General features: G+C 44.5%; 21 protein-coding genes. 7 read left to right on the top strand and 14 right to left on the bottom strand.

The window, feature by feature from the left end; all coding sequences use genetic code 11:
- The first annotated feature begins 84 nt into the window (after nt 1-84).
- Nucleotides 85-267, top strand: coding sequence for a CsbD family protein (locus RIG66_RS32695; protein WP_446343140.1), 183 nt, complete (start codon nt 85-87; stop codon nt 265-267).
- A gap of 95 nt (nt 268-362) precedes the next feature.
- On the opposite strand, the gene RIG66_RS32690 is transcribed toward RIG66_RS32695, so the two are convergent.
- The 4 genes from RIG66_RS32690 to RIG66_RS32675 all read right to left on the bottom strand — a co-directional run bounded on the left by RIG66_RS32690 (nt 363) and on the right by RIG66_RS32675 (nt 5,505).
- On the bottom strand, nt 363-1,814 hold the full coding sequence (locus tag RIG66_RS32690) for a TrkH family potassium uptake protein (protein ID WP_446343142.1): 1,452 nt from the start codon (nt 1,812-1,814) through the stop codon (nt 363-365).
- A gap of 276 nt (nt 1,815-2,090) precedes the next feature.
- On the bottom strand, nt 2,091-2,501 hold the full coding sequence (locus RIG66_RS32685) for a potassium channel family protein (RefSeq protein WP_446384105.1): 411 nt from the start codon (nt 2,499-2,501) through the stop codon (nt 2,091-2,093).
- Between the two features lie 227 nt (nt 2,502-2,728).
- Nucleotides 2,729-3,505 (bottom strand): DUF1206 domain-containing protein, encoded by a 777-nt coding sequence (locus tag RIG66_RS32680; protein ID WP_446384103.1) that lies wholly within the window; start codon nt 3,503-3,505, stop codon nt 2,729-2,731.
- Between the two features lie 236 nt (nt 3,506-3,741).
- On the bottom strand, nt 3,742-5,505 hold the full coding sequence (locus tag RIG66_RS32675; RefSeq protein WP_446384102.1) for an alpha-amylase family glycosyl hydrolase: 1,764 nt from the start codon (nt 5,503-5,505) through the stop codon (nt 3,742-3,744).
- A 279-nt stretch (nt 5,506-5,784) separates the two neighbouring features.
- Here RIG66_RS32675 and RIG66_RS32670 point away from each other — a divergent pair, with 279 nt between their 5' ends.
- Both RIG66_RS32670 and RIG66_RS32665 read left to right on the top strand, forming a co-directional pair.
- On the top strand, nt 5,785-7,113 hold the full coding sequence (locus RIG66_RS32670) for a glucosyl-3-phosphoglycerate synthase (protein ID WP_446384100.1): 1,329 nt from the start codon (nt 5,785-5,787) through the stop codon (nt 7,111-7,113).
- 76 nt (nt 7,114-7,189) lie between these two features.
- Nucleotides 7,190-7,423 carry a hypothetical protein gene (locus RIG66_RS32665; protein ID WP_446384098.1) on the top strand — a complete coding sequence of 78 codons (234 nt, stop codon included), beginning with the start codon at nt 7,190-7,192 and terminating at the stop codon, nt 7,421-7,423.
- A gap of 30 nt (nt 7,424-7,453) precedes the next feature.
- On the opposite strand, the gene queF is transcribed toward RIG66_RS32665, so the two are convergent.
- The 9 genes from queF to RIG66_RS32620 all read right to left on the bottom strand — a co-directional run bounded on the left by queF (nt 7,454) and on the right by RIG66_RS32620 (nt 16,663).
- The gene (queF, locus tag RIG66_RS32660; RefSeq protein ID WP_446384096.1) at nt 7,454-7,918 is read right to left on the bottom strand and encodes a preQ(1) synthase; all 465 of its coding nucleotides are present in this window, start codon (nt 7,916-7,918) and stop codon (nt 7,454-7,456) included.
- A 105-nt stretch (nt 7,919-8,023) separates the two neighbouring features.
- Nucleotides 8,024-8,440 carry a hypothetical protein gene (locus tag RIG66_RS32655; RefSeq protein WP_446384094.1) on the bottom strand — a complete coding sequence of 139 codons (417 nt, stop codon included), beginning with the start codon at nt 8,438-8,440 and terminating at the stop codon, nt 8,024-8,026.
- A gap of 47 nt (nt 8,441-8,487) precedes the next feature.
- A complete protein-coding gene (locus RIG66_RS32650; protein ID WP_446384131.1) occupies nt 8,488-9,951 on the bottom strand; it encodes an RNA-guided endonuclease InsQ/TnpB family protein in 1,464 nt (487 codons plus the stop codon).
- Nucleotides 9,952-10,306: 355 nt separating this feature from the next.
- A complete protein-coding gene (locus RIG66_RS32645; RefSeq protein ID WP_446384092.1) occupies nt 10,307-10,684 on the bottom strand; it encodes a hypothetical protein in 378 nt (125 codons plus the stop codon).
- Between the two features lie 117 nt (nt 10,685-10,801).
- Entirely contained in the window at nt 10,802-11,341 is a 540-nt protein-coding gene (locus tag RIG66_RS32640; protein WP_446384090.1) for a Uma2 family endonuclease, read from the bottom strand.
- 182 nt (nt 11,342-11,523) lie between these two features.
- On the bottom strand, nt 11,524-12,795 hold the full coding sequence (locus RIG66_RS32635; RefSeq protein ID WP_446384088.1) for a serpin family protein: 1,272 nt from the start codon (nt 12,793-12,795) through the stop codon (nt 11,524-11,526).
- Nucleotides 12,796-12,911: 116 nt separating this feature from the next.
- A complete protein-coding gene (locus RIG66_RS32630) occupies nt 12,912-14,129 on the bottom strand; it encodes an RNA-guided endonuclease InsQ/TnpB family protein (RefSeq protein ID WP_446384086.1) in 1,218 nt (405 codons plus the stop codon).
- Nucleotides 14,130-14,593: 464 nt separating this feature from the next.
- Complete coding sequence (locus tag RIG66_RS32625) at nt 14,594-14,929, bottom strand: DUF433 domain-containing protein (RefSeq protein ID WP_446384084.1); 336 nt, start codon at nt 14,927-14,929, stop codon at nt 14,594-14,596.
- Nucleotides 14,930-15,094: 165 nt separating this feature from the next.
- Entirely contained in the window at nt 15,095-16,663 is a 1,569-nt protein-coding gene (locus tag RIG66_RS32620; RefSeq protein WP_446384129.1) for a S8 family serine peptidase, read from the bottom strand.
- A gap of 65 nt (nt 16,664-16,728) precedes the next feature.
- On the opposite strand from RIG66_RS32620, the gene RIG66_RS32615 reads away from it, so the two are divergent.
- The 4 genes from RIG66_RS32615 (at nt 16,729) to larA (ending at nt 19,965) form a co-directional block, all read left to right on the top strand.
- Nucleotides 16,729-16,911, top strand: coding sequence for a hypothetical protein (locus tag RIG66_RS32615; protein WP_446384082.1), 183 nt, complete (start codon nt 16,729-16,731; stop codon nt 16,909-16,911).
- Nucleotides 16,912-16,969: 58 nt separating this feature from the next.
- Nucleotides 16,970-17,677 (top strand): ribulose-phosphate 3-epimerase, encoded by a 708-nt coding sequence (rpe, locus tag RIG66_RS32610; RefSeq protein WP_446384080.1) that lies wholly within the window; start codon nt 16,970-16,972, stop codon nt 17,675-17,677.
- A gap of 358 nt (nt 17,678-18,035) precedes the next feature.
- Nucleotides 18,036-18,635, top strand: coding sequence for a Uma2 family endonuclease (locus RIG66_RS32605; RefSeq protein ID WP_446384078.1), 600 nt, complete (start codon nt 18,036-18,038; stop codon nt 18,633-18,635).
- Nucleotides 18,636-18,678: 43 nt separating this feature from the next.
- On the top strand, nt 18,679-19,965 hold the full coding sequence (gene larA, locus RIG66_RS32600) for a nickel-dependent lactate racemase (protein ID WP_446384076.1): 1,287 nt from the start codon (nt 18,679-18,681) through the stop codon (nt 19,963-19,965).
- 207 nt (nt 19,966-20,172) lie between these two features.
- Here the strand turns inward: larA and RIG66_RS32595 are convergent.
- Nucleotides 20,173-22,145, bottom strand: a 1,973-nt coding sequence (locus RIG66_RS32595; RefSeq protein WP_446384074.1) for a beta strand repeat-containing protein, incomplete at its 5' end; no start/stop codon positions are given.

Below are 22,145 nucleotides of genomic sequence, written 5' to 3'. Positions count from 1 at the left end.
TAAAGGAGTACGTCTTCCGCTAGACGTATAAGTATACCGGATTCGATATAATTTATGGTGTAGAAGTTAATTAAATATATCACTATGAGTACTGAAGATCGAATGAAAGCCACAGCTAAGAATATTGAAGGGAAAGCCCAGGAAGCCATCGGAGAAATTACGGGCGATCCAGAAGACAAGGCAGAAGGTAAAGCTAAACAAACTGAAGCTCAAGTACGACATTCGGTGGAAAATGTAAAAGAGGATGTCAAGAAAAAAATTGACTGATCTGTCTGTTTAAATTTCCATATAAAGCTACATAAAGCTACCTGTAGGGGCAATTTACGAATTGCCCCTACGATTGTATACTTGCGTAAGTCTGGTTACATCCGACGGATTTTCCTGCCAATCATCTTGCCTACGCCACCTAGGGGCCAAGATAGCAAAAGCAGTACGGGAATAATCTCCAAGCGTCCCATCCACATGAATAAAATCAACGTCAACTTACCTAGCCACGGTAAATTAGGATGGGTAATGCCTGTAGACAAACCGACACTTCCCAGGGCAGAGGCGGCTTCAAAGATAATGTCACTTAAATTATATTGGGGTGTGACGATATGAAGTAAAACCACAACACCCAGGGCAATTGAACTGACCCAAAGTATTGCCAGAACAGCCGCCGACTCAATCCGACGATTCGCTTCATTTTCCTTAATGACTTTGCCATCTAGTTTATAGCGCATCATCTGATGGGGTTTTAGTGTAATGCGTTGAAAGCGCCACAGAATCCCTTTGAACAGGGATACGACACGAGTCAGTTTCAACCCACCCACTGTAGAACCGGAAGCGCCACCGCAAATCATGCCAAAGGTTAATAAGAGTTTAGTGGTGGGACTCCACAATCGCAAGTTTGTCGTACTAAAACCACAAGTTCCGAAGGCTGAAGCCCACTGGAATATACTATCAATCCACCGAATTTGACCTCTAAACCAATAGTCTTCGAGAACCAGGATCACGACACCCCCAGCTAGCAATATCCACAGCGCCCGATGTTGAGTATCCTGCCATAATGCTGATAGCTTTCGCTGGCGAAGCAATTGATAGTGAATGGGAAAACTAATCGCCCCCGCAATCATAATCGGGATGACGGCTAACTGGATTTGGGGACTATAGGAACCAATACTATTATCAGTTATGGCAAACCCCCCCGTTGAAATTCCAGTCATGCCATGATTCAGCGCATCCCACCATGGCATTCCGACTAAGCGCAACCAGACGACACTTACCACCGTGTAGAGAAGATAAATCCACCAAATTTGACGTACTGTTTCTGTAATCGTTAAACCAATTCGCTTCTGGCGTCCTTCAGCATAGTAAAGTTGATAAGCATCAGTACTGGGTTCTAAGACTGAAACCATCAGCACAATCACACCCACGCCACCAATCCATTCCATAAAGGAACGCCACCACTGGATACTACGCGGCAAATCACTTGAGCGCAGCGCCATGCTTAGTCCTGTACTCGTAAACCCGGAAAACGCTTCAAATAAAGCATTCCAAGGTTCCTGAAAATTAAGCATAGTCATGGAAGGAAGAGTAACATTGGCTAAATGAGACGCAATTAAGACCAATGGGATCGCACCAAAAAAGGGAATTAGCCCCCAACTGAGGGCAACAGCCACCAACGCATGAGGTAGACGTGAGGCTTCTGCATGGCGAAACAGACGATAAAGCCCTTGTCCTGCCGCTAATGACGCTAATGCTGTCCCGAAGAAGGGCAATATTGCATAATATTCACCCAACAAAATGGCGATAGGTATAGACACTAATGCCATAGCTCCTGGAACATAAAGAAATAAACCCAGGTCACGTAAGATTGTTTTGATATGTCGATTCACTATAATTTGAAAATAGGTTTAAGTTTTGACCAAACCCTAGGCTCAAGGGTATGATTTTGTGTAGATGTGGGTTTCACTATTATCGTTTCTTACCTCACCCAAATTTGACTCAACCCGCCCCGACTAAGGTTTGAGTTGCGGAGTGGGGCTAATTGGAATTTTTTACCATATCGGTCTAACGGATCAGTCTGAAACTTCCCCATGGTTTAACTTTTATTCATTGTCAGAATCTTCCATCATCCCATAGAGAGACTTGGCAATAATCATTTCTGGATTAGTGAGAACCTGTACTCCCAAACGTTCAAAAAGAGACTGATGATTTGAATTATTGACCATGCTAATCAGCGTCTTGATTTCGTACTCTTTGCCCAGAAACATCGCCATCAGATTAGCTGAATCATCACTCGTTGCGGCGATCAGGGCATCAGCCCGATCAGCGCTGGCTTCTTCCAGGAGATTACCCTTGGCAATATCCCCTTGAAATACATTAATATCGTGGCTTTTGAGAACCTTTCTAGCTCGTTCTACATCTTCTTCAATCAGGGCAACCTCATGACCATCTTTAAGGGCTAACTCAATTAAGCTAGCCCCCTCCGGTCCTGCGCCTAAGACAATCAAGTACATGACAATGGTTCTCTAAAAAAACAAGCAATCACAGATAAGTAGGTGGGGACAATTAAAGTTAACGGTGGGCATCGTCATTCGTCATTTGTCATTTGTCAGGATTTAAGGCTTGTTAACATAACTAAATAGGGTTGAGTTTATTTACACCAACCTACTTAGCAAATATCTTACCTGAAAATATTTTCATCGATGACTTCGACAATCTTAACTCTAAAATACTATTGAGTTTACGCCCGAATCCGCCGATATTCTGCCTGGACAAACATGTGAATTCCGTAGGCAATTAAACCAATGGCAACAATTCCCAATAACCAAGCTCCATAAGGTTGTCGAGTCAGTGTGTCTAACGCCCCATCGAGTCCTCTGACTTCACTCGAATCATACTGACGACCTGCCTGAATCGCAAAGAAACCAATCATCACAAAGACTACACCCCGCGCCGCTAAACCCAATCGTCCCACACGAGTTGCCCAAGTTTCCTCAGTATCACTCATCTCGTACAACTTCAGCTTTTTGCGGAATTTAGCTTTGTAAGCTTTATAAAATTGGTAAAAGCCATAACCAATAATAATTGCCCCAATTATACCCACTAACCACTGACCAAAGGGTTGGGCAAGCAGGCGGGCTGTCCACGTTTGCTTTTTACTTCCATCGCTAGCACTCTGAGTCGCACTCACAATGATTTGAATCGCACTGAAGGCTAAACTGGCATAAATCAAACCACTAATTCCGTAACCAATACGTCTGACAATATCGTCAGCATCATTACTTTTGCCTGTATGATCAGGGTCTTGAATCGCTTGGATGAAACGCCAAACCACGTATCCAATCAAACCCAAGGCGACTACCGCTAACATGAACTGACCAAAGGGCTGGGCTGCAATTGTGCCTAAAGCACCTTTGGTATCTGTGGTTTTCCCACCGTTGCCTAATGCGGTTTGTACGGCTAATAAGCCGACAGTTGCATACACAATCCCTTTGGCGGTATACCCCAATCTAGCCAATTTGTCGATCCATGTACTTTTATTACTTGCTTGAGACATAACAATACTTTGCCCTCAACTCTTCTCTTTGGGAATGTACAAAGATTACCGATTGGCAGGCAAAATTATATCTATCGTCGGGATGAAATTTAAACCTCGGCTCTATATACCAAAATGATGAGGGTGTGTGGTAAGTAGGTGGAGACAATTCTAAAGTCGGGGATCTGGAGTACCTCACTTATGCCTTCGATTCTCAATTAACTATCGCTGCCAAACGTATTGGTAATCCACGCTGATTGGTAAGGCTGTAGCGTAAACGTATTATGGATATCGGGAATAATTTTTCCACTAATCAAGTCACACCACTCATCCGTGGCAATTAAATTTAATTCCAATAACGGTAATGTTTGGGGCTTATCGCTCAAATTATGGATCGAGAAAATACTCTGATCTCGCTTCATACTCTGTCGCCAAAATACCAACAGTGCCTGATTTGAGGGATGTAGTGTATATTGCGTTGCATTGGGATGAAATGCCTGCTGACGGCGACGAATTTGAATCAATCGAGACAATTCGCGAAACACGATCGCGTGAGGTGAGTTTACCTGTTCTAACTCCCCCTCAAGTTCCGCCATATCCCAGCGATGGCGGTTAATTGAGCGCTTTCTACCCGTCTGCTGCATCAGAGCGCGATCGCTACCCGTCCCTAGCAGACTGTGAAGGTAAAATGCGGGAATTCCTTCTAAGGACATCATAATCGTTTGTGAGCAGATAAAACGCTGAATTTGCCAGTGATCTTCTCCCTTTACGGTTCCTTTCAGGGCATCAAATAAAGCAATATTAATTTCATAAGGAGTTTCCGTCCCATCGGGTTGACGGCGATAGCTAATTTCTCCGCCAAATTGAGTAACACATTGGAGTAACGTCTCATATTCGATATCCGACAGCAAGCCCTCCGCCGGACGCAAACCAATGCCATCATGAGATGCGGTAAAATTCAAATAGGCACAACCCATTGGTGCAGGAGGCATACTCATCATCCAGGTTTTTAGATGATCGGATTTTCCCTGAAGTAAAGCATTCAGCAACAGCGGCGGTAAACTAAAATTGTAAATAATATGCGCTTCATTTCCGTTACCAAAATAACTTAAGTTTTCTCGGTTCGGCACATTGGTTTCCGTAATAATTACCACCGCTGGATCAACGAGTTGTAACAGTTCTCGCAGTAGTCGGATCAGGGCGTGAGTTTCGGGTAAATGAATGCAGGATGACCCGATGCGCTTCCACAAATATCCCACGGCATCCAGTCGGATATATTTAGCGCCAATATTGACAACATAAAATAACAGAATCTTGACATACTCCACCAACAGATCAGGATTGGCAAAATTGACATCAATTTGGTCGTCGCTAAACGTCGTCCATACATGCTTTTCGCCGTTTACGGCATCCACTTTGACTAATAACGGGCTACTTCGGGGACGCACTACTTGCGATAAATCAGTCGTTGGGTCAACGTCAATAAAATAATTACACCCCGGTTTAAGTCCCTGTTTAAACTGTTCAAACCAGGCACTTTTACTGGAAACATGGTTCAGGACTAAATCCAGCATCAAATCAAAGGGTTGGGCAATGGTTTGAATATCTTCCCAGGAACCCAATTCTGGATTAACTTGCAGATAATCAATGATGGCAAATCCATCATCGGAACTGTAGGGACAAACGGGTAAAATATGAACGCCAGTTATTGTATCCTGAAGATAGTGTTCGAGAAACTGTTTCAGTCTCACCAATGGTTTTTGATCACCCTGACGATAGATACTGTCGCCATAAGTAATCAGTAGTATCTGCTGTTCATTCCACTTATTGGGATTTTCCGCTCCTGAATCGCAACAGTGGGGGTGCAACAATTGTAATAAGTGAGCCGCTAGTTGCTCGATATCAGTCTCTGGATAGATGACTTCTAGTAGCGGCTTGATGCGTGACTCAAAAGAGTTGACCAGTTGGCTTGACGGCGACATAACATTCAAACAGATCATTGGGAAATAGTTTGTCGGGAGGATATCAGACTGAGTAAAGTTCAATTTTTCCCGACACCCGACACCCGACACCCGACACCCGACACCCGACACCCAGTAGTACCTTCAAGTCCCTTGTCACCCCCTCAGGTTTATGGAACTAAAGTGCCTACTACGAACCTACGAACCCTGTTCCCTGTTTCCAATTTGTATAGATTATCACAGCATAATTTTCAGATTAATTGAATAATCAAACGGTTGTGCAGAGGTGTCATCAGTCTGATGGACTATAAGCAAGAATTAATCACAACGATTCATGACTTTGGCTGTAATCTGGATGCGCTTGTAACCCGATTGACCCGCTTCAGTGAAGAATCTCCCACGGCGGTTTTAATTCCAGCGCTTTACGAGGAACTCAAACGACCCGCGTTAACTAAAATTCGCGATCATCTGGCTACTTGTGAGTTTGTCAAGACGGTTATCGTTTGTGTGAATGCGCCAACGGTGACTGATTATGCCAAAACCTTACAATTTTTTCAAACCCTACCGCAAACTACGCTAATTATTTGGGAAAATGGTCCACGAGTTACTCAGCTTCTAGCCGATGTGCAGGAGAGGGGGCTGGATTTACTGAAGTATAAGGGTAAGGGGTTAGCGGTTTGGTTAGGCTTAGGCGTCGCCTCTCTGAGTGCTGATGCGATCGCACTCCATGATGCTGATATTATTACCTATGACTGCTCCTATCCACTCAAACTGCTGTATCCCCTGCTAGATAAGGAATTCGGCATTGACTTTAATAAAGCCTACTATACCCGTTTAAGCAATTATCCCCAGAGTTTTCATGGGCGAGTGGTGCGTTTGTTTATTGCGCCGTTACTTAATGTGTTAAAGGAGGTGTTCGGTGAAAAGAACTACTTACGCTACCTGAGTGCTTATCGTTACCCCCTAGCTGGTGAATTTGCCTTGACTAGCGATTTAGCCCTACACACGCGCATTCCGGCAAATTGGGGTTTAGAAATTGGCTTACTTGCCGAAGTCTATCGCAGTATGCCATCTAAACGCATTGCTCAAATTGATTTAGGTATTTTTGACCACAAACATCAACCCTTGGGTGAAGATGTGAATTCGGGGTTGCAAAAAATGTGTCGCGATATTTTCCGTTCCATCCTGCGAACCTTAACCGAAACGGAACAGGTGGTGATTACCAGGGAGCATATCCATGCGCTGCGCGTCAAATTCCGCCGGGAAGCTCAAAGCTTCACTCGTAAGTATTTTATCGATGCTCGCTTCAATGATTTGTCCTATGATCGCCACCAAGAAGAGATTGCGATCGAATGTTTTGAACAGGTTATTTCGCACGCAGGTGAACAGTATTTTAATGATCCAGTAGGCGCTCAGATTCCAGATTGGACAAGAGCATTAGCGGTTATGCCTGATCTGCGCGAACGACTCATCTATTGTGTTCAACAGGATGTTGCTCAAGTTACCGCCCAAGTTTTAGCGTCAACTCTGACACCTAAGCGGGTAAATTCCTTGCATTGTGAATCGCCAGTATTGCCCGCAGAAACCCTGGAATTGAAAAACGGTGCAGAAATTCCCATTTCCCGTTAAATGGATCTGTAGGCAGTTTCATTGGCTGAGTCGGTTGGTTTAGTTTGGGTAGGTAAGAGACTCAAATCCTAAACTCATGATTCATAATGATGATCAGACTCAACCCCAGACTCGATACACCTTAATTAAGATAGGAGCCGCCTTAAGTGCGATCGCGGCTATCCTAGCAATTTGGTGGGCATTCCGCACGCCTTCTGTATCTCCTGTCTCACCCGCCTCACCCTCTCCACTGACTCCAGAGTTGGTTCCACCTCCTTCAGCCTCACCAGAGTTATCAGGAGAACCAACGAATCCGGAAAATCGTAATTGATGCTTTTATATTCTTCAAGAAGTCAAGGATCTAATTCTTCCCCTTCTTCCCCTTCTTCTTCTTCTTCTTCTTCTGCTTCTCCTCTTTCTGGTGTTGGACTTCGATGACGGTGTGTACATTCCCTCGTGGGGCAAAATCGCCTTTGATAGTGACTTCTAAAGGATCACAGGCTTCTACAAAGTCATCCAAAATCTGATTAACGGATTCTTCGTGAGAGATATAGCGATCGCGGAAACTATTGATATACAGTTTAATCGCTTTGAGTTCTACCACCCGATCATTGGGAATGTAGCGGATATGGATAGTGGCAAAGTCGGGATAGCCAGAAAATGGGCATTTACAGGTAAACTCTGGCAACATGATATCAATGTTGTAGCGACGCCCAATCCGAGGATTAGGGAACGTGATTAGCTGTCCTTCAGCAATGGCACGTTCGCCATATTTCATCGGTTGTGCATCTGAGACAACAGAGTTCTGGGTTGGGGGATAAGTCATAAGCAGCGAAGAGGATGATTTGTTTTTTGTTTTTTACCTATAACCTAGTACAATTACCTACGTTTTCCAGAGAGGTCAGACGTGGGAAACCTATCACCGGAATCGCTAAAACGGGTTAAAGTCATCATAGCTTGAAGGATTTGATTCCCAGTCTGGGCAATTCTCACCATCCCAACCATAGGGATGCATTCCACAGACTAATAAATTTCCGCCATAGACTTGACCATGGTAATGACGACAACCAATACAAGCAGGATGTCGTTCCGGCGTCGGATCTCCGGGATAGGTAAAGCCCATGTCCGAATCCGTCGTCATATCTATCTCGTCATACTCTAACTCTAAATAGATCTCAATAATTGGTTCAAAGATATCCTCTAAGCATTTATCTATTTCTGCACCAATGGTATTTTGCCATTCTTCAGCAAAGTCTTCGATGATGTCCGCGACTTCCACGACAACCTCATCGACGACATCTACCAATGATTCTAGGGATTCCAAAAAACTTTTAGACCACTCATCCATAGGGAAACGGATAGAAAAAACTCCGAGTTGGGCAAATCCTCACTTAGCTAGAGGTCAAGGTCATGGCTAAGGGGGTGTTTGTTTAGGTTGACATCTCCTCTCCTTAAAAGAGAGAGGATTCTGAGCTGATGTGAAGCGACAGCTTGAAAGACTGTCGCTTCACATTTCTCACGATATGATCGTTTCAAATTAGTAAACAGGTCATATCGTTTTGGCAGTGCCAAACTGCCTCTACCCACCTTGGCTAGGTTTACCCCTAGCTGTGTGGCTACTTTTCTGATTATGTTGGCTGCACCGTTGCAGTCAGCATTAATTAGCTGACCGTCAGATGTTCTATACAACCCGCGTTTCACTCTTGTACCTGATGGTGTCCATCCTTCGGGTTTTTCACCGTATTTCGGTAATGAATCACCATCCAAGAATGATGCTTGACTTGTATAAGCTTCCTCGGTCAAGGTCAATACAATCCCATATTCTCCTGCAAGCTGCTTGAGGCGTTCAATTAACCTCCCCGTGGGAATGGGCATGAAGTTTTGGTTCCCCCGTTTACCCATCTGGGGACTGATTTTTTGTCCCTCATTCCAGCCAATAACCAGATTACCGATCCCGTCAGCCAAGCATCGGTTAACGATGAATCGTGCCGCTTTGTTAATGGCATCTCGCACCTTCTTATTTCGCTTGCATTGCACTCGGTCTAAATTGGTATCCCAGTAAAATTCGGACTTGCCATGCTTATACTTAGTAACCAAGCGGCAATACCCCTGATTCATTGACTTAAGCTTGCGCCCATCAACAATTAGACTTTTCCCTTGAGTTGATACTCCGGTTAACCAATTGGTGCCACCGTGGTCAAACCCCCAGGCTTGAGAGTAATCCAGATTTGGATTAAACTTAATGAGTTTCTTTCCATCATCTATTACCCAGTCAATCCAAAGTTCACCAAGATAAGGGCGAATCGCCACTTCCTTTACCCAATCTGAATCAATGAACTCCGGCAATGGTAACTCAATCTGAGTGATTAATTCAGGCTTGGATTCTTTACTAATGGATGGGCGAAAACATCCGTCTTTGTAAGTTAAAGCCTGCCTAGGGAAAGTTACCGCCGCCAAGCCACCTTTTTTTCTGTACTTAGGCAATGATGGACGATTAACATTTCCCTGATAATAGGCGTCAACCAAGCTGTTATAACTCTTAATTGATTCCCCTACAGACTTCAGCGTTTGCTGTGCAGATTGAGCGGCTAGCGCCTTATAATGTGGGTTAAGCTTGAGCTGCCTGTCTAGCTCTGGGTAAGTCGTGCGACACCTGTAAAGCTTCCAGCCACACCGAAACTCATCGCCGAGCCAATAAAAAGCCAGAGCGTTGGGCTGTTTTTCCCTCCACTGATAATGACTCTGCCTAGTGTGATAAATTGCACAATTAATTAGACTATTGGCATTTTGACATTGATCTATCCAGTACGCTTTTTCTTCATCCGTAAACTTAGCTTTAATCGGGATAGTTCGATACAGTTTAATCACCTCCTTTATTGCTTTCTATTGTATATCATTTAGCCAAAAATAACACCCTAAAACGTCAGGTTAAAACCTGAGCCAAACTTTCATACCCTGGTTAAAACGCAGGGGTTCTCAGTTTCATCCATGATAGTACAACCATAGCTAATTATGAGGGATTGAGTCGAATCCTTTGTGCTGACTACAACAGTCAAGCACGTTATATTAAGTTGTCGTACATTAAATTTACACCTTTTCCCGTAGTAGACGCCGTTTACTCGGTGATTCTCTTTCTTCCCCCGCTCACCATAGCGCCATGGCACGTCTCTACATAGCGTCTCCTGAATCGTAAGCTATCTACTACTCTGAGCCACTATTCCCGCTTGAGCCGACGTAGTTCCTCTTGCATCGCCTGAACCTGTTGGCGCATGGCGTCAATATTCTGCTCTTCGCTAGCGGTTTGCTCCTCGTCGTCAGAAATAATTTCAATCCGGCGGGGTTCAGTTCCCGTTTTCTCAGGTTGCGGAGGTTGAGCCGATTGCTGCTGCTGTTGAGCTTGTTGCACCATATCATCAACCATCTTGCGAGCTTCTTCAGTGGTCATTTCACCACGAGCAACCAGTTCATCCGCCAGCTTTTGAGCTTGAGTTCGCAGTTCCCCGATTGTTCCGCCGGCTCTCTCACTAGCATACGAGGCTAAACCAACGCCCAGATAAAACGCTCTTTGAAACAGATTTCTCAAGTCCGGCATAATAACTGATGCTCCTTTAAGTACGCAAGAACCCTTTTCTAGGATACGAGTGACGCTGGCAAACTGCCTACTTCTATAGTGTATAGAGAAACATGAGGGGATGGGAAAGGATGCAGCTTACGCCAACAACTCATCCACAGATACGGTAAAACCCTGTAAGGCTTTCTGGGTACTCACCTGTTGACCCGATGTAAACATCAACCCCTGATTTTCCGTCATCACCATCACCCAGCGACTCTCCGGAAACACCAGCCAAACTTCTTCACCCCCCGACTCTAAATACTCCTGGGCTTTGAGCAACACCGTCTCGGCTATATCCGTTGGCGAAACAATCTCAGCACATAAGGGAAAACTTTGAGGCAATGTAGCTACATTGCCAAACTGCGCCACCAATTCTGGGGTCAAATATGCCACATCCGGAGAACGTCCCTGCTGATTGGTGCAACAAGGCACATCAGTATAAACCTCTCCACCTTGACCACTGGACTTTTTGTAATCGTCCCAGTAGCGACCTAGCTTCAGTTGAATTTTGCCATGTCTGAGTGTCATACCGTTTTTTTCCACCAGTTGACCATTTACCCACTCCATTTTCTCAGGAGGATTGACCATAAAGTCATCCAGTGAGAACTTGTCTGGGATAAGAGTTGCTGTTCCCATTGTTATTTCCTCGTCCTGATTACGCTTTCGAGTATTTCCCTATTCTAATTTATCCAAAAATAACAACTTTAACCTGGATGGTACGAGCCTTGAGCCGAGAACTAAAGTTCTGGCTTAAAGCTTAAACCCGTTAAAACGGGTTCAAAGGTTTACTTAGCAAGCTACATTGATAGTTCTGGTTTCTACTTGGGTTCTCGAATGGAACCCATGAATAAAATTGTTCCCGTTTGATTATCGCGAATCGCACAGAAAAAGGGACGATCAACCACCATCTCGAAGGGGGTTTGGGGAATAGCCGCAGAGGTGAGAACCATGCCAATAGAAGTCGCTGCTGCGGCTTCTGTGCCTTCTTCATTCACTTCGACAAAGGTTTTATGTTTGACTTGATTAATTAAGACATCTTCTTCCGTCATATTAGAAAAATCAGCCCGATCATCAAAAGCAACGTCCATTCCTAGAGCTTTTAGGGCTTCGTTGAGTTGAATCTCGTACTCCAATTTAAAGCGCGGTAGTACGATTGAGCCATCCCGTTTACCGAACCGATTCATCCATTGTTGCCATTTTTCTGGAGTGAGTTGCTGCTCAAAGGTATCTAGACTTATATTTTCACGCGGGAGGAAGACATAGAAACTTAGGCGTCCTTTACCGTAAGGTAAGCTGATGGCTTGTACTGTGTCATCTTCATAATATTGATACTCTCCCGATTGAGACATCATCGGGTGTTCTTTCTGAGTTCCATCGACTAAATAAAAAGGACGCTCTACTGTTTGCTCTTTGTCAAATTGCTCCATCCAGTTGCCTTTAAAATAGATGGCATTGATTAAAAAGAGAATATCATTGGGTTGGATTTCGCTAATAATTTGCGGTATTTTGCCGTTAGTATTTTCCTTAACCCAGTTATTGATGACACGTTTAGCTTCAGGGTTAGCAAAGTCTAGGTCAGTTATTTGAGCCTCGTAGAATTCCTGATTGCGTTGCCGGAAGTCGGGTTTAAATGAGACGCCTTGTCTTGCCCAAAGCGAGTTGGCGATGGAAAGCTGAATATCCGAGTCGGCGTTTTCTAAGGTAGTTTTTAAGGCTTCATTTGCCTGGTTAACCTCTGATAGACTCATCCCTTGAAGTTCTAGGGCGTTTGCCATAGCCGCTTGGGTTTCACCGCTTGCACCATTGTACGTCATGGCTAGCGCGATCGCGATGCTGGTTGGGGAGATAAAAACGTTATTATTGCTATTTTCCTGAAGAATCTCAGAAAATAATTTAAATCCAAATTTGGTATTGGCTTCAACAATTTGGGTATTCACAGACGGATTAGGTTGCTGTGTGGTTAACTCTGGCTTTTGAGGGTTTGGGGAGTTTTGGGCATTGATTTTTTGGCTGATTAATCCTGCCATAAATCCGGCAAAAATGATACCTGCGGCGATAATCCCAGTGCGACGGAGTGTCTTTTGATTCATTAGTATACCTCGATAACCCCTGTTCTGTTTAAGGATGACCGATTTGGGTTCAAGGTGTTCCACAGGTTGCTGTTTTGTTGACACTCCCCCGGTTGAAAACACGGGGGATTCTTCGTTCATCCAACCACCTTAGAGTATTGATTCTCATCAATACAAAAGAGGGCGAGTTGTCCCGAAGCGTTTATCCAGTATTCCTGGAATGTTCCTGTATGTCCTACAGTACGAAGTGCTTCTTTGAGTATGTTTATTGCGGCATTCCAATCGCGGTCTAAAACAAACCCGCATTTACACTGGTGTGTTCTCGTTGAGAGAGATTTGCTTACAATGCAACCGCAATCAGAACAACATTGAGTGGTGTAGTGAGGTTTAACAGCAACCGTTGCTACACCAAATACTTTGCCAAAATACTCAAGCCAGCGTCTGAACTCAGACCAAGCTGCATCACTAATTGATTTAGCCAGGTGATGATTCTTGACCATATTCCGCACTTGCAAGTCTTCATAAGCTACCAAGTCGTTAGACCGGACTACGCACAATGCAGTCTTTACTGCAAAGTCTTTACGCTGCCTACTGACTTTTAAATGCTTTTTGGCTAACTTCTGTTTAGCCTTTTTGTAGTTGTTAGATTGTGGCTGACCTTTCTTAAACTTCTTGGATACTCGCTTTTGAAGTCGTTTCAGTGCTTGGTCTGATTTCCTCAGAAATCTCGGATTATCAACCGTTTGACCATCTGAGTCAGTATAGAAATGGTTTAAGCCAACGTCCAACCCCACGTTATGACCTGTTGGAGTCCTATCTTCAGTCCTGTCATGGTCAATACAGAACTGGGCGTAGTATCCATCGGCACGACGTACTACCCTAACTCGTTTAATTTGGGTGAGTTGATAGTAGTTCAAGTCACGAGTTCCATAAAGCTTAAACGTTCCGGCTTTAAATCCATCGGTGAACGTGATGTGATCACGATTCTCTGATAGTTTCCAGCCGGATGTCTTATACTCTACAGATCCATGATTAGGACGGTTTTTCTTGTATTTTGGGTAGCCCTTCTTTCCTTTGATCTGGTTTTTGCAGTTGTCAAAGAATCTTGAAATAGCTGCGTAGGTGCGCTCGGACATGGCTTGTCGAGCTTGAGAGTTTAGTTTTCCCGCCCAAGGAAACTCTTTGTTTTTACCAAGACTTGTACAATACTTATATAAGTCGTTGCGACACCTTCCATGACCGTCTTCCCAATAGCGAAGGCAAGCGTTACGGACAAACAAACCAGTACGGATGGCTTCATCAAGCCTTCTGTACTGGTAGTCTTTGCCTTTTAGTTTACCCTCGTAGACAATCATTTTATCGTTTTAAGCTCACGATAAAATCATAGCATAAGCTGGTTAGCACTCGCAACTAAAGTTGCGCTTGCTGGACGCATCGCGGCAATTGAGCCTGTCGAAATTCGGTTTCATCCCTCGGATGAATCGCGAGGGCTTTCACCATCGCTTGTGCTGTAACGAATCAGCAGGTGATCAGTATGTGTAGGGGCGACCCGCCTAGCAAAATTATACCAAATCTGTCTTTATTACCCCTTTTAAAGAGGCGATTGTATTATCCGTTTTTGAGGCGGCGATTGTATTACCCCTTTTTGAGGCGGCGATTGAAATCGCTGCTACACAAACAAAGTCCGCCTGCGCGGACTTGGTGATAACGGGGGTAGCTAACCCGGATTTAGTATTAACAATGGGAATCCGCTCAATTTGCTTGGACTGCTCTATATTCTCAACCCTAATGTCACAAAGCGATTGCATGGCTGATATTTTTATCCAAGTGGAACCGAATTGTTTACGCCATTTCGATTCCTTAATTTCTGCTGAACTAAAGAAGATGTTTTTGCCTGTAATTGTTGGGCAAACGCTTTATCCTCTCGAATTTGCTGTCTAATTTCTTCTCGATGATCGTGATAATATGCCAAGGCAGCGTACACATCAGCTAAGGTGATGGTTGGATAGTGTGAGATGATCTCATCCGGTGAAAGTCCCATTTGTTCATGCCAGATCACCACATCCTGCACTTTAATCCGATGTCCAGCAATGCGGGGTTTCCCGCCACATACACCGGGAGTAATGTCTATATGTTCTGATATTACTGATTCCATCTGTATTTCCAGCAACAAATAAGGCGCATAGCTTCAAATCGTAGCAAAAACAGAGTCGAGCAGGAGAATTTAAAACTCGGTCGGGGCAGGTTTATTCACATCTAGGTGAGGGAATCAAAGATAGTTGTGAAACCCGCCCCTACAGATGCGCTATGCTTCAAAACTCTATCGTTCCGGTACTGTCCACCAGGCTAAGGCGTAAGGTTGAGAGTCTTCATTCTCCTGTTGACGATATTGAACCCGGATTTTATAGCGACCTGAAGCCGGAACGGGACAGAATATATGTTCCACACTATCTACTTCGCTTACAGAAGCGCAGGCACTTTTACGGGTATCATTTTCATCAAGAGGTATCAAATAAAGGTCGAGATTATTCAAACCGCGATCGCGAAAACTTTCGCCAACATCATACACCTCATTTCCATTCTCATCGTTTAACTCAACGAAACGATCCCACGCCAGTGTCAGCGCCACATAACTATCTGCCTTTAAAGGTTTTTCTAAGACATAATCCTGAAACGATTTAGCCTTAACTGAACTATAATCCCAACCCACAGGCGGTACAGCTTCCGTTGCTCCCCACTGACCGGGACTAAATTGTTGATAGGCGCGGAAAACATTCAGGTGTCCGGTTCCCATTTGCATATCTATGGGAATTTTGGCATCAAGATAAGCATCCGATTCTACCCAAGTGTAATTATCTTTGCTCAATAGGGTGCGACTCATTCCCAGATGCAACCCATCCCCCTCGTCTTGGATTTTGTCAGCGGAGTTAAGTAACACCGCTTTCATCACTTCATGGCGTCTGGAATCGGTAGTCCATTGGGGTTGATTGGCGTTGAGTTGGCGATCGCCAAATTCTTGAATTAGGGCGACTGAGGCGGTAATATGAGGCGCGGCGAAACTTGTCCCACTCACTTCGACAATTTTTCCATCCAGGTCGTAGACTAAAATACGACTTCCTGGTGCGACTAAATTAATCGCACGGCGAGTTCCCTGGTTAATTTCCCGTTGAATTAAACGCCGACCAATTCCCTCTGGCAGATCACTCAAGTTGGCAAAGTCTACCTTGGCAAATTGTCCTTGCCTTTGGGTGGTATAGGCAGTGGTAATCCCGTTATAGTGATCAGTGGGAATGGGAATGCCACCTTTGCCTTGGTTGCCTGCAATGACGTAGAGAACATTATGAGTCCGCGCTGACCAATCAATACATTTTGTTAACAGGGCATTGCCATCAAGCGCCGCTTGTGATCCTCTGGCATCTCGTTGCAGGGATTCACCAAAACTAAAGTTAATTGCCCGCACATCACCACTATTTTGCAGAGCAACATGCTGGGAGGACAGGCATTCTTCCGGCTGTCCACTGCGGATTGGGGAACCGACAGCCGAAGCGTAGAGTCTGGCTCCTGGTGCGACTCCGGGTAATGTTTTATCTTTACTCACCATGACACCCGCCACCATTGCTGCATGGGTATCCACATCCGTATCGGCTTTCGCGGGTCGATCGCGATAAAAAACCCGCTCAAGTGCGATCGCGGGATTCCAAGATACAGCTTTATCAACGCCAAATAAGCCCGGTCTACCGATTTCCACCTGACCAATGGCGATTTTATCACCTCTCAAGTTGTAGGGGGGAGCATGGAGTCGCAACGCATCAATTCCAGCTTCTCCAATCGAAATCGGTGACGCTAAGATTGGGGTGGTCAGGGTAGAGAGTCCTACACCTCCAATCATCCATCCCAGTTTTTTGATCAGCGACCGCATAGCCAAGGCAGGTTCTCCTAACTTGAAGTATAGTTTTGAGGGTATCGGGGTGGGTTGAGCCACTTGCTATTGCTATTAATGATAACGTTTATGCCAAACCCTCCCTTGCCAAGTTTGGAGTAGCAGCCTGGGAGTCGTTTTTATCGGGATTGATGCCATTGATGACGGTGGCTTGGGGATTAGATTTATCGATTCAGGTTTTGTTAGGGGAATGTTAAAGACTTTGTTAGGATAAAACTTAACAAGAATAGAGGACTTAGGAGACTATAACCAGTTATGACCCAAACGCAATCCCAAAAACCCATCGTCGTTGCCCCCTCCATTTTATCCGCCGATTTTAGCCGACTGGGGGAACAAGTACAGGCAGTGGATGCTGCTGGTGCTGACTGGATTCACGTTGATGTGATGGATGGGCGGTTTGTCCCCAATATTACAATCGGTCCTCTAATTGTCAAAGCGCTGCGCCCGGTTACCCAAAAGCCTCTGGATGTCCACTTGATGATCGTGGAACCAGAAAAGTATGTTGAGGATTTTGCCGAAGCTGGGGCGGATATTATTTCAGTTCATGCGGAACATAACGCTTCCCCCCATTTGCACCGCACCCTAACTCAGATTCAAGAATTGGGTAAGCAAGCGGGTGTGGTTCTCAATCCCTCCACCCCGTTAGAGTTGATTGACTATGTACTAGATGTCTGCGACTTGGTGTTGATTATGAGTGTCAACCCCGGTTTTGGCGGTCAAAGCTTCATTCCTGGCGTACTGCCCAAAATTCGCAAGTTGCGTCAGATCTGCGATGAACGCGGACTCGATCCCTGGATTGAAGTGGATGGTGGACTCAAAGCCGACAACACCTGGCAAGTTTTGGAAGCAGGTGCAAACGCGATCGTTTCTGGTTCTGGTGTGTTTAAGCAGGATGATTACGCCAAGGCGATTACCGGAATTCGCAATAGCAAGCGTCCCGAACCGGAATTAGCCACAGTTTAAAAAGGAAAAGGTGGAATCGTAACATTCCCCGCTTTGATGTCAACTTAAGCTGAAAGCCAGAAAAACTCATATCTTGCACCAGTCTCACCAACCGCCTTGGGTTAAAACCCAAGGAACCCAAGCGAAAGTCAGAATCGAGCTGACTGGATAAGAATTGTAGTCGTCTTTAGACGACTTGTGCTTTTAGCCAAGAACTTGAGTTCTTGGCGGGTGTCAAGGCTTACTGACTCTCGGTGCAAGATATCAGAAAAACCGATTTGTCGGGGCGGGTTTTACCGATAAGGTTTAGCAAAAACCGATAACGTCACTAACCCGCCCTGGTTGGGTTCATTTCTTAAACGCTTTTTCCCGATCAGCCATGGAAGCCATAACCTTGCATGTTCCCACCACGGTAACTCTAACCGATGAGCAATTCTATCAGTTGTGCATGGCAAATGAAGAACATCGGATGGAACTAACGGCTGAAGGGGACTTGATTATTATGCCGCCAACGGGTGGAGAAAGTGGGATTAGAAATTCGGATTTAAATGCTGATTTGGTAATCTGGAACCGTCAGACTCGACTCGGTTATGTCTTTGATTCCTCGACTATTTTTAAATTACCCAATGGTGCTAAAAGATCGCCTGATGTTTCTTGGGTGATTCGAGAACGATGGGAAGCGTTATCTCCGGACGATAGACGCCGATTTCCACCCCTGTGTCCAGACTTTGTGATTGAGTTGCGTTCTGAAACCGATAGCCTACCCCCCCTGCAACGCAAAATGGAGGAGTATCTTGCTAATGGTTTACGGTTAGGTTGGTTACTTGATCCCCAAACCCCTTTAGCAGAAATTTATCGTCCTGATCGAGAGGTGAAAACGTTGAATTTCTCCACTCAACAAATTTCTCCCTGTTTATCCGGAGAATCGGTACTTCCCGAATTTATTCTTGATTTGACTTCTATTTTTAATTTTGAGTGAACCGATTTGAGTAATTGTACCAAATCCAAATGACAAATGACAAATGTACCAAGTTCCTTACGGAAAAACCGTTCTAGACTTTGAGTTACCGCCAGGGATGCGGGGGACATTAGTGAAGTCTGAAGCCGTCCAACCCCTGAGGGATATTGAGGGTGCGATCGCGCAAACTCTCTCAACCCCGATTAATTCCCCACCTCTAGAGAAATTAGCACATCCAGGCGATCGCGTTTGTATTGTGTTTACGGATATTACTCGCGATAGTCCAGACCAGGTATTGATTCCACCGATATTACAGCAGTTGGAAAAAGCAGGGGTACGTGACCAAGATATTACCCTATTGTGCGGGATTGGTATGCATCGCCCTAGCACCATGGCAGAAAAGGTGACGAAGTTAGGACAAGCGGTGGTTGATCGGTATCGGGTGATTGACCATGAACCGCAAAACCCGGATCAGTTAGTAGACTTAGGCGTAATTAACGGTATCCCTTTATCGGTTAATAAAGTAGCTTATCATGCCGATATCCTCATCGCGACTGGCATTGTCGAACCTCATCAATATGCTGGCTATTCGGGTGGGTGTAAAACCGTTGCTGTGGGTGCGGCTGGAGAACCCTTAATTGCCTATAGTCATGGTCCGAAGTTTATCGATCATCCCAACTGTCGCCTGGGTAAACTGGAGGGAAATCCGTTTCAGCAGGCGGTGACAGAGGCGGCGATGCGGGCGGGATTGGGATTTATTATTAATGTGGTTCTTGATGATCAAAAACAGATTGTTTCAGTATTAGCGGGGGAACCGATAGAAACCCATAAGCGACTGGTCGAACAAGCGAAAACCTTTAATCAAGTCTTGATTTCTCAGCAATACGATGTGGTAATTGGCGGGGTGGGATTTCCCAAAGATGCTAATCTTTATCAAGCCAGTCGTGCGGCGAGTTATCTGTTTTTTGCCCCGACTCCGGTTGTGCGTCCAGGCGGTTATTTGATTATCCCCGCCCAATGTCCAGAAGGCGTAGGTGAAGGAGTAGGAGAACAGCGTTTTCTAGCAGCGATGCGAGATATTCCTTCTGTACAACAGATTTTACAGGAAGGGCGTAAACATGGGTATCCACCAGGTCAACAACGTGCGTTTGTTATGGCAAAGGTTTTAGAACAAAATTCGGTGATTATTGTTGGAAGTGATTATCCAGAAGTTGTGGAAGCCTGTAAAATGATTCCAGCCGCGACAATGGATGAGGCGTTAGCGAGGGTGGCTGCTGATTTGGGAAAGGAGTTGGATGTGTTAGTTGTTCCTCATGCGTTGCTGACGTTACCTGTAATCAATCATCAGTGATTTATCTCAATAGACTATTAAATAAATTGTAGTGGACTGACACAACTAAAATTGTGGGATAGTGGGATAATTTTGACGTTTAAACCGGGCGCAAGCCTTGCGCCCCTACAATTCTAATCCACCAATTAAGGTGTGTCAGTCCAGTAGGTTTGGTTTCGATTTCGCTCAACCAAACAAATCTAGGGCTAAGGTTCCCTGACTACAAACTCAAGGACAAGGTAATCCATTGGGCGTGTCTAGGGTAATCGTCCCGGATTGGTTCGCATCAAGGATATTTTGGGTTTCACTCAAAATTTCAAATATACTTAATGGTTGTGGATTTTGTGAATTTTGTGGGTCTTGAATTAAAGTGAAACCAGTATTGCTAGTATTATCACTTAAGTTTAAACAAAATGCAGACTTATTATCAGTTGTCACTTTGACGCCAATAGAGTCGTTAGGAGTAGTTAATGTGTTCTCTAAAATATTGGCGAAAACTTTTGTTTCATCAAATAGCTGAAACTCAATACCTTGTTGAGCATTATTTTCAATGGTATTATTTTGAATGATTGCTTCCTGGATTTCTGCCGTGGAATTGGCAAATAATGGAAGATTCAATGAGCCAAGGCGAATGTCGATTCCTTCATCACCATTATTTCTAATTGTATTTCCCGAAATTGTAATATTTTCTAAGATGGTATTACCTTCAATACCAATGCCAATGCCGTCACCGCGAGTTGGATTGCTGCTGCCATTATTTTCTATTGTATTCCCCTCAATTGTCAAATTAACTGTGGGATTTCCAGTAATTGGGGGATTGTCTATAGAAATACCTAAACCTATCAGAATTGCATCTTCAAAGTTGCCAGAAACTACATTATCTGAAAGGGTTATATCCGCAGAAGCCGTACTATTATTTATCAGAATACCTTGTCCGCTTGGCAATGTCTCAATAATTACTCCAGGTAATACTTCTTCTGTATCAGCAGCCAAACCATCTGTTCCAGTAATGTTGTTCGCTATGATCTCAACGGTTCCCATAACATTTTCAATCATAATTCCCCGACCTGTCGGAAAATCAAAATTAATGCTCGCGTCAGGGTTTGGAACAGGAATGGTATCAAGAATTGTGTTCTCCTCTATAGTTACTTGTCCATCGGTATCTGCTAGATAAATTCCTTCATTAGTTGCCCCTTCAATGCGGTTATTTGCAAGGGTAACATTACTGAGATCGGTTCCGGAAATGCCACTATCCTCAGTATTCCGAATCTCAAATCCAGAAATAGCGATCGCACCCATAGAATCAGTGAGTTCAATTCCTTTATTTGCCTGAGTGATCTGGCTTCCCTCATTGGCGGCTATATTCACTGTTCCCGTGACATTGCCAATGGATATGCCGTTAATGCCATCAACTGGATCAGTAATCGTGATCGTACTATTGCCAATATCAACTGTACCGCTAATCCCGTTAAGTGATATTCCTTCTGTTGATGAATTGATACTGGTAAAAGTGCTATCTGAAATTGTGGCATTATTAATAGTAGTCCCGACTAATGCGGCACCAGTATTACTGTTTACCTCCAATCCCGATAAATTGATTGATCCGGGACTTTCAGCGAGTAAGATTCCCGCCTTAGCCGTTGTTGTTGTAATTTGACTTTCTTGATTGGCTTCAATTGTAGCGGTTCCCTGGATATTCGTGGCGAGGATACCGTTACTCGTGGGATTTTCAATCGTGATTGTGCTGTCGCTGATGTCGAAAATTCCACTAACTGTGTCCAGAGAAATCCCTTCGGTTGCGGAATTGGTACTGGTGAGAGTGCTGTTCGCGATCGCGCCATTCCTAATATTACTCACTTCCACAACTGCACCCTCTGTACTCTCCACGGTTACACCGGATAAATTAATCGTACCTGTACTTTCAGTTAGGAGAATTCCGGCTTGATTTCCTTGACTTGTAATTTGACTTCCTTGATTGGCTGAAATTGTCGCTGTTCCTTGGATATTCGTGGCGAAGATACCATTACTGGCTGGATTTTCAATCGTGATTGTACTGTCGCTGATGTCGAAATTCCCGCTAACGGTATCTAGAGAAATCCCTTCTGTAGCCGAATCGCTGCTGGTGAGAGTGCTAGTCGCGATCGCGCCATTATTAATATTACTCACTTCCACAACCCTACCGCCTGTACTCTCCACGGTTA

The organism is Coleofasciculus sp. E2-BRE-01 (assembly GCF_040221695.1).
Taxonomy (GTDB): domain Bacteria; phylum Cyanobacteriota; class Cyanobacteriia; order Cyanobacteriales; family Coleofasciculaceae; genus Coleofasciculus.
This window is presented reverse-complemented; position numbering and strand designations above follow the sequence as displayed.

Coding starts and splice junctions, on each gene's coding strand:
- RIG66_RS32695 (WP_446343140.1), top strand. CDS start 85: ATGAGTACTGAAGATCGAATGAAAGCCACAGCTAAGAATATTGAAGGG.
- RIG66_RS32690 (WP_446343142.1), bottom strand. CDS start 1,814: ATGGCATTAGTGTCTATACCTATCGCCATTTTGTTGGGTGAATATTAT.
- RIG66_RS32685 (WP_446384105.1), bottom strand. CDS start 2,501: ATGTACTTGATTGTCTTAGGCGCAGGACCGGAGGGGGCTAGCTTAATT.
- RIG66_RS32675 (WP_446384102.1), bottom strand. CDS start 5,505: ATGTCGCCGTCAAGCCAACTGGTCAACTCTTTTGAGTCACGCATCAAG.
- RIG66_RS32670 (WP_446384100.1), top strand. CDS start 5,785: ATGGACTATAAGCAAGAATTAATCACAACGATTCATGACTTTGGCTGT.
- RIG66_RS32665 (WP_446384098.1), top strand. CDS start 7,190: ATGATTCATAATGATGATCAGACTCAACCCCAGACTCGATACACCTTA.
- queF (WP_446384096.1), bottom strand. CDS start 7,918: ATGACTTATCCCCCAACCCAGAACTCTGTTGTCTCAGATGCACAACCG.
- RIG66_RS32655 (WP_446384094.1), bottom strand. CDS start 8,440: ATGGATGAGTGGTCTAAAAGTTTTTTGGAATCCCTAGAATCATTGGTA.
- RIG66_RS32645 (WP_446384092.1), bottom strand. CDS start 10,684: ATGCCGGACTTGAGAAATCTGTTTCAAAGAGCGTTTTATCTGGGCGTT.
- RIG66_RS32640 (WP_446384090.1), bottom strand. CDS start 11,341: ATGGGAACAGCAACTCTTATCCCAGACAAGTTCTCACTGGATGACTTT.
- RIG66_RS32635 (WP_446384088.1), bottom strand. CDS start 12,795: ATGAATCAAAAGACACTCCGTCGCACTGGGATTATCGCCGCAGGTATC.
- RIG66_RS32630 (WP_446384086.1), bottom strand. CDS start 14,129: ATGATTGTCTACGAGGGTAAACTAAAAGGCAAAGACTACCAGTACAGA.
- RIG66_RS32625 (WP_446384084.1), bottom strand. CDS start 14,929: ATGGAATCAGTAATATCAGAACATATAGACATTACTCCCGGTGTATGT.
- RIG66_RS32620 (WP_446384129.1), bottom strand. CDS start 16,663: ATGATTGGAGGTGTAGGACTCTCTACCCTGACCACCCCAATCTTAGCG.
- rpe (WP_446384080.1), top strand. CDS start 16,970: ATGACCCAAACGCAATCCCAAAAACCCATCGTCGTTGCCCCCTCCATT.
- RIG66_RS32605 (WP_446384078.1), top strand. CDS start 18,036: ATGGAAGCCATAACCTTGCATGTTCCCACCACGGTAACTCTAACCGAT.
- larA (WP_446384076.1), top strand. CDS start 18,679: ATGTACCAAGTTCCTTACGGAAAAACCGTTCTAGACTTTGAGTTACCG.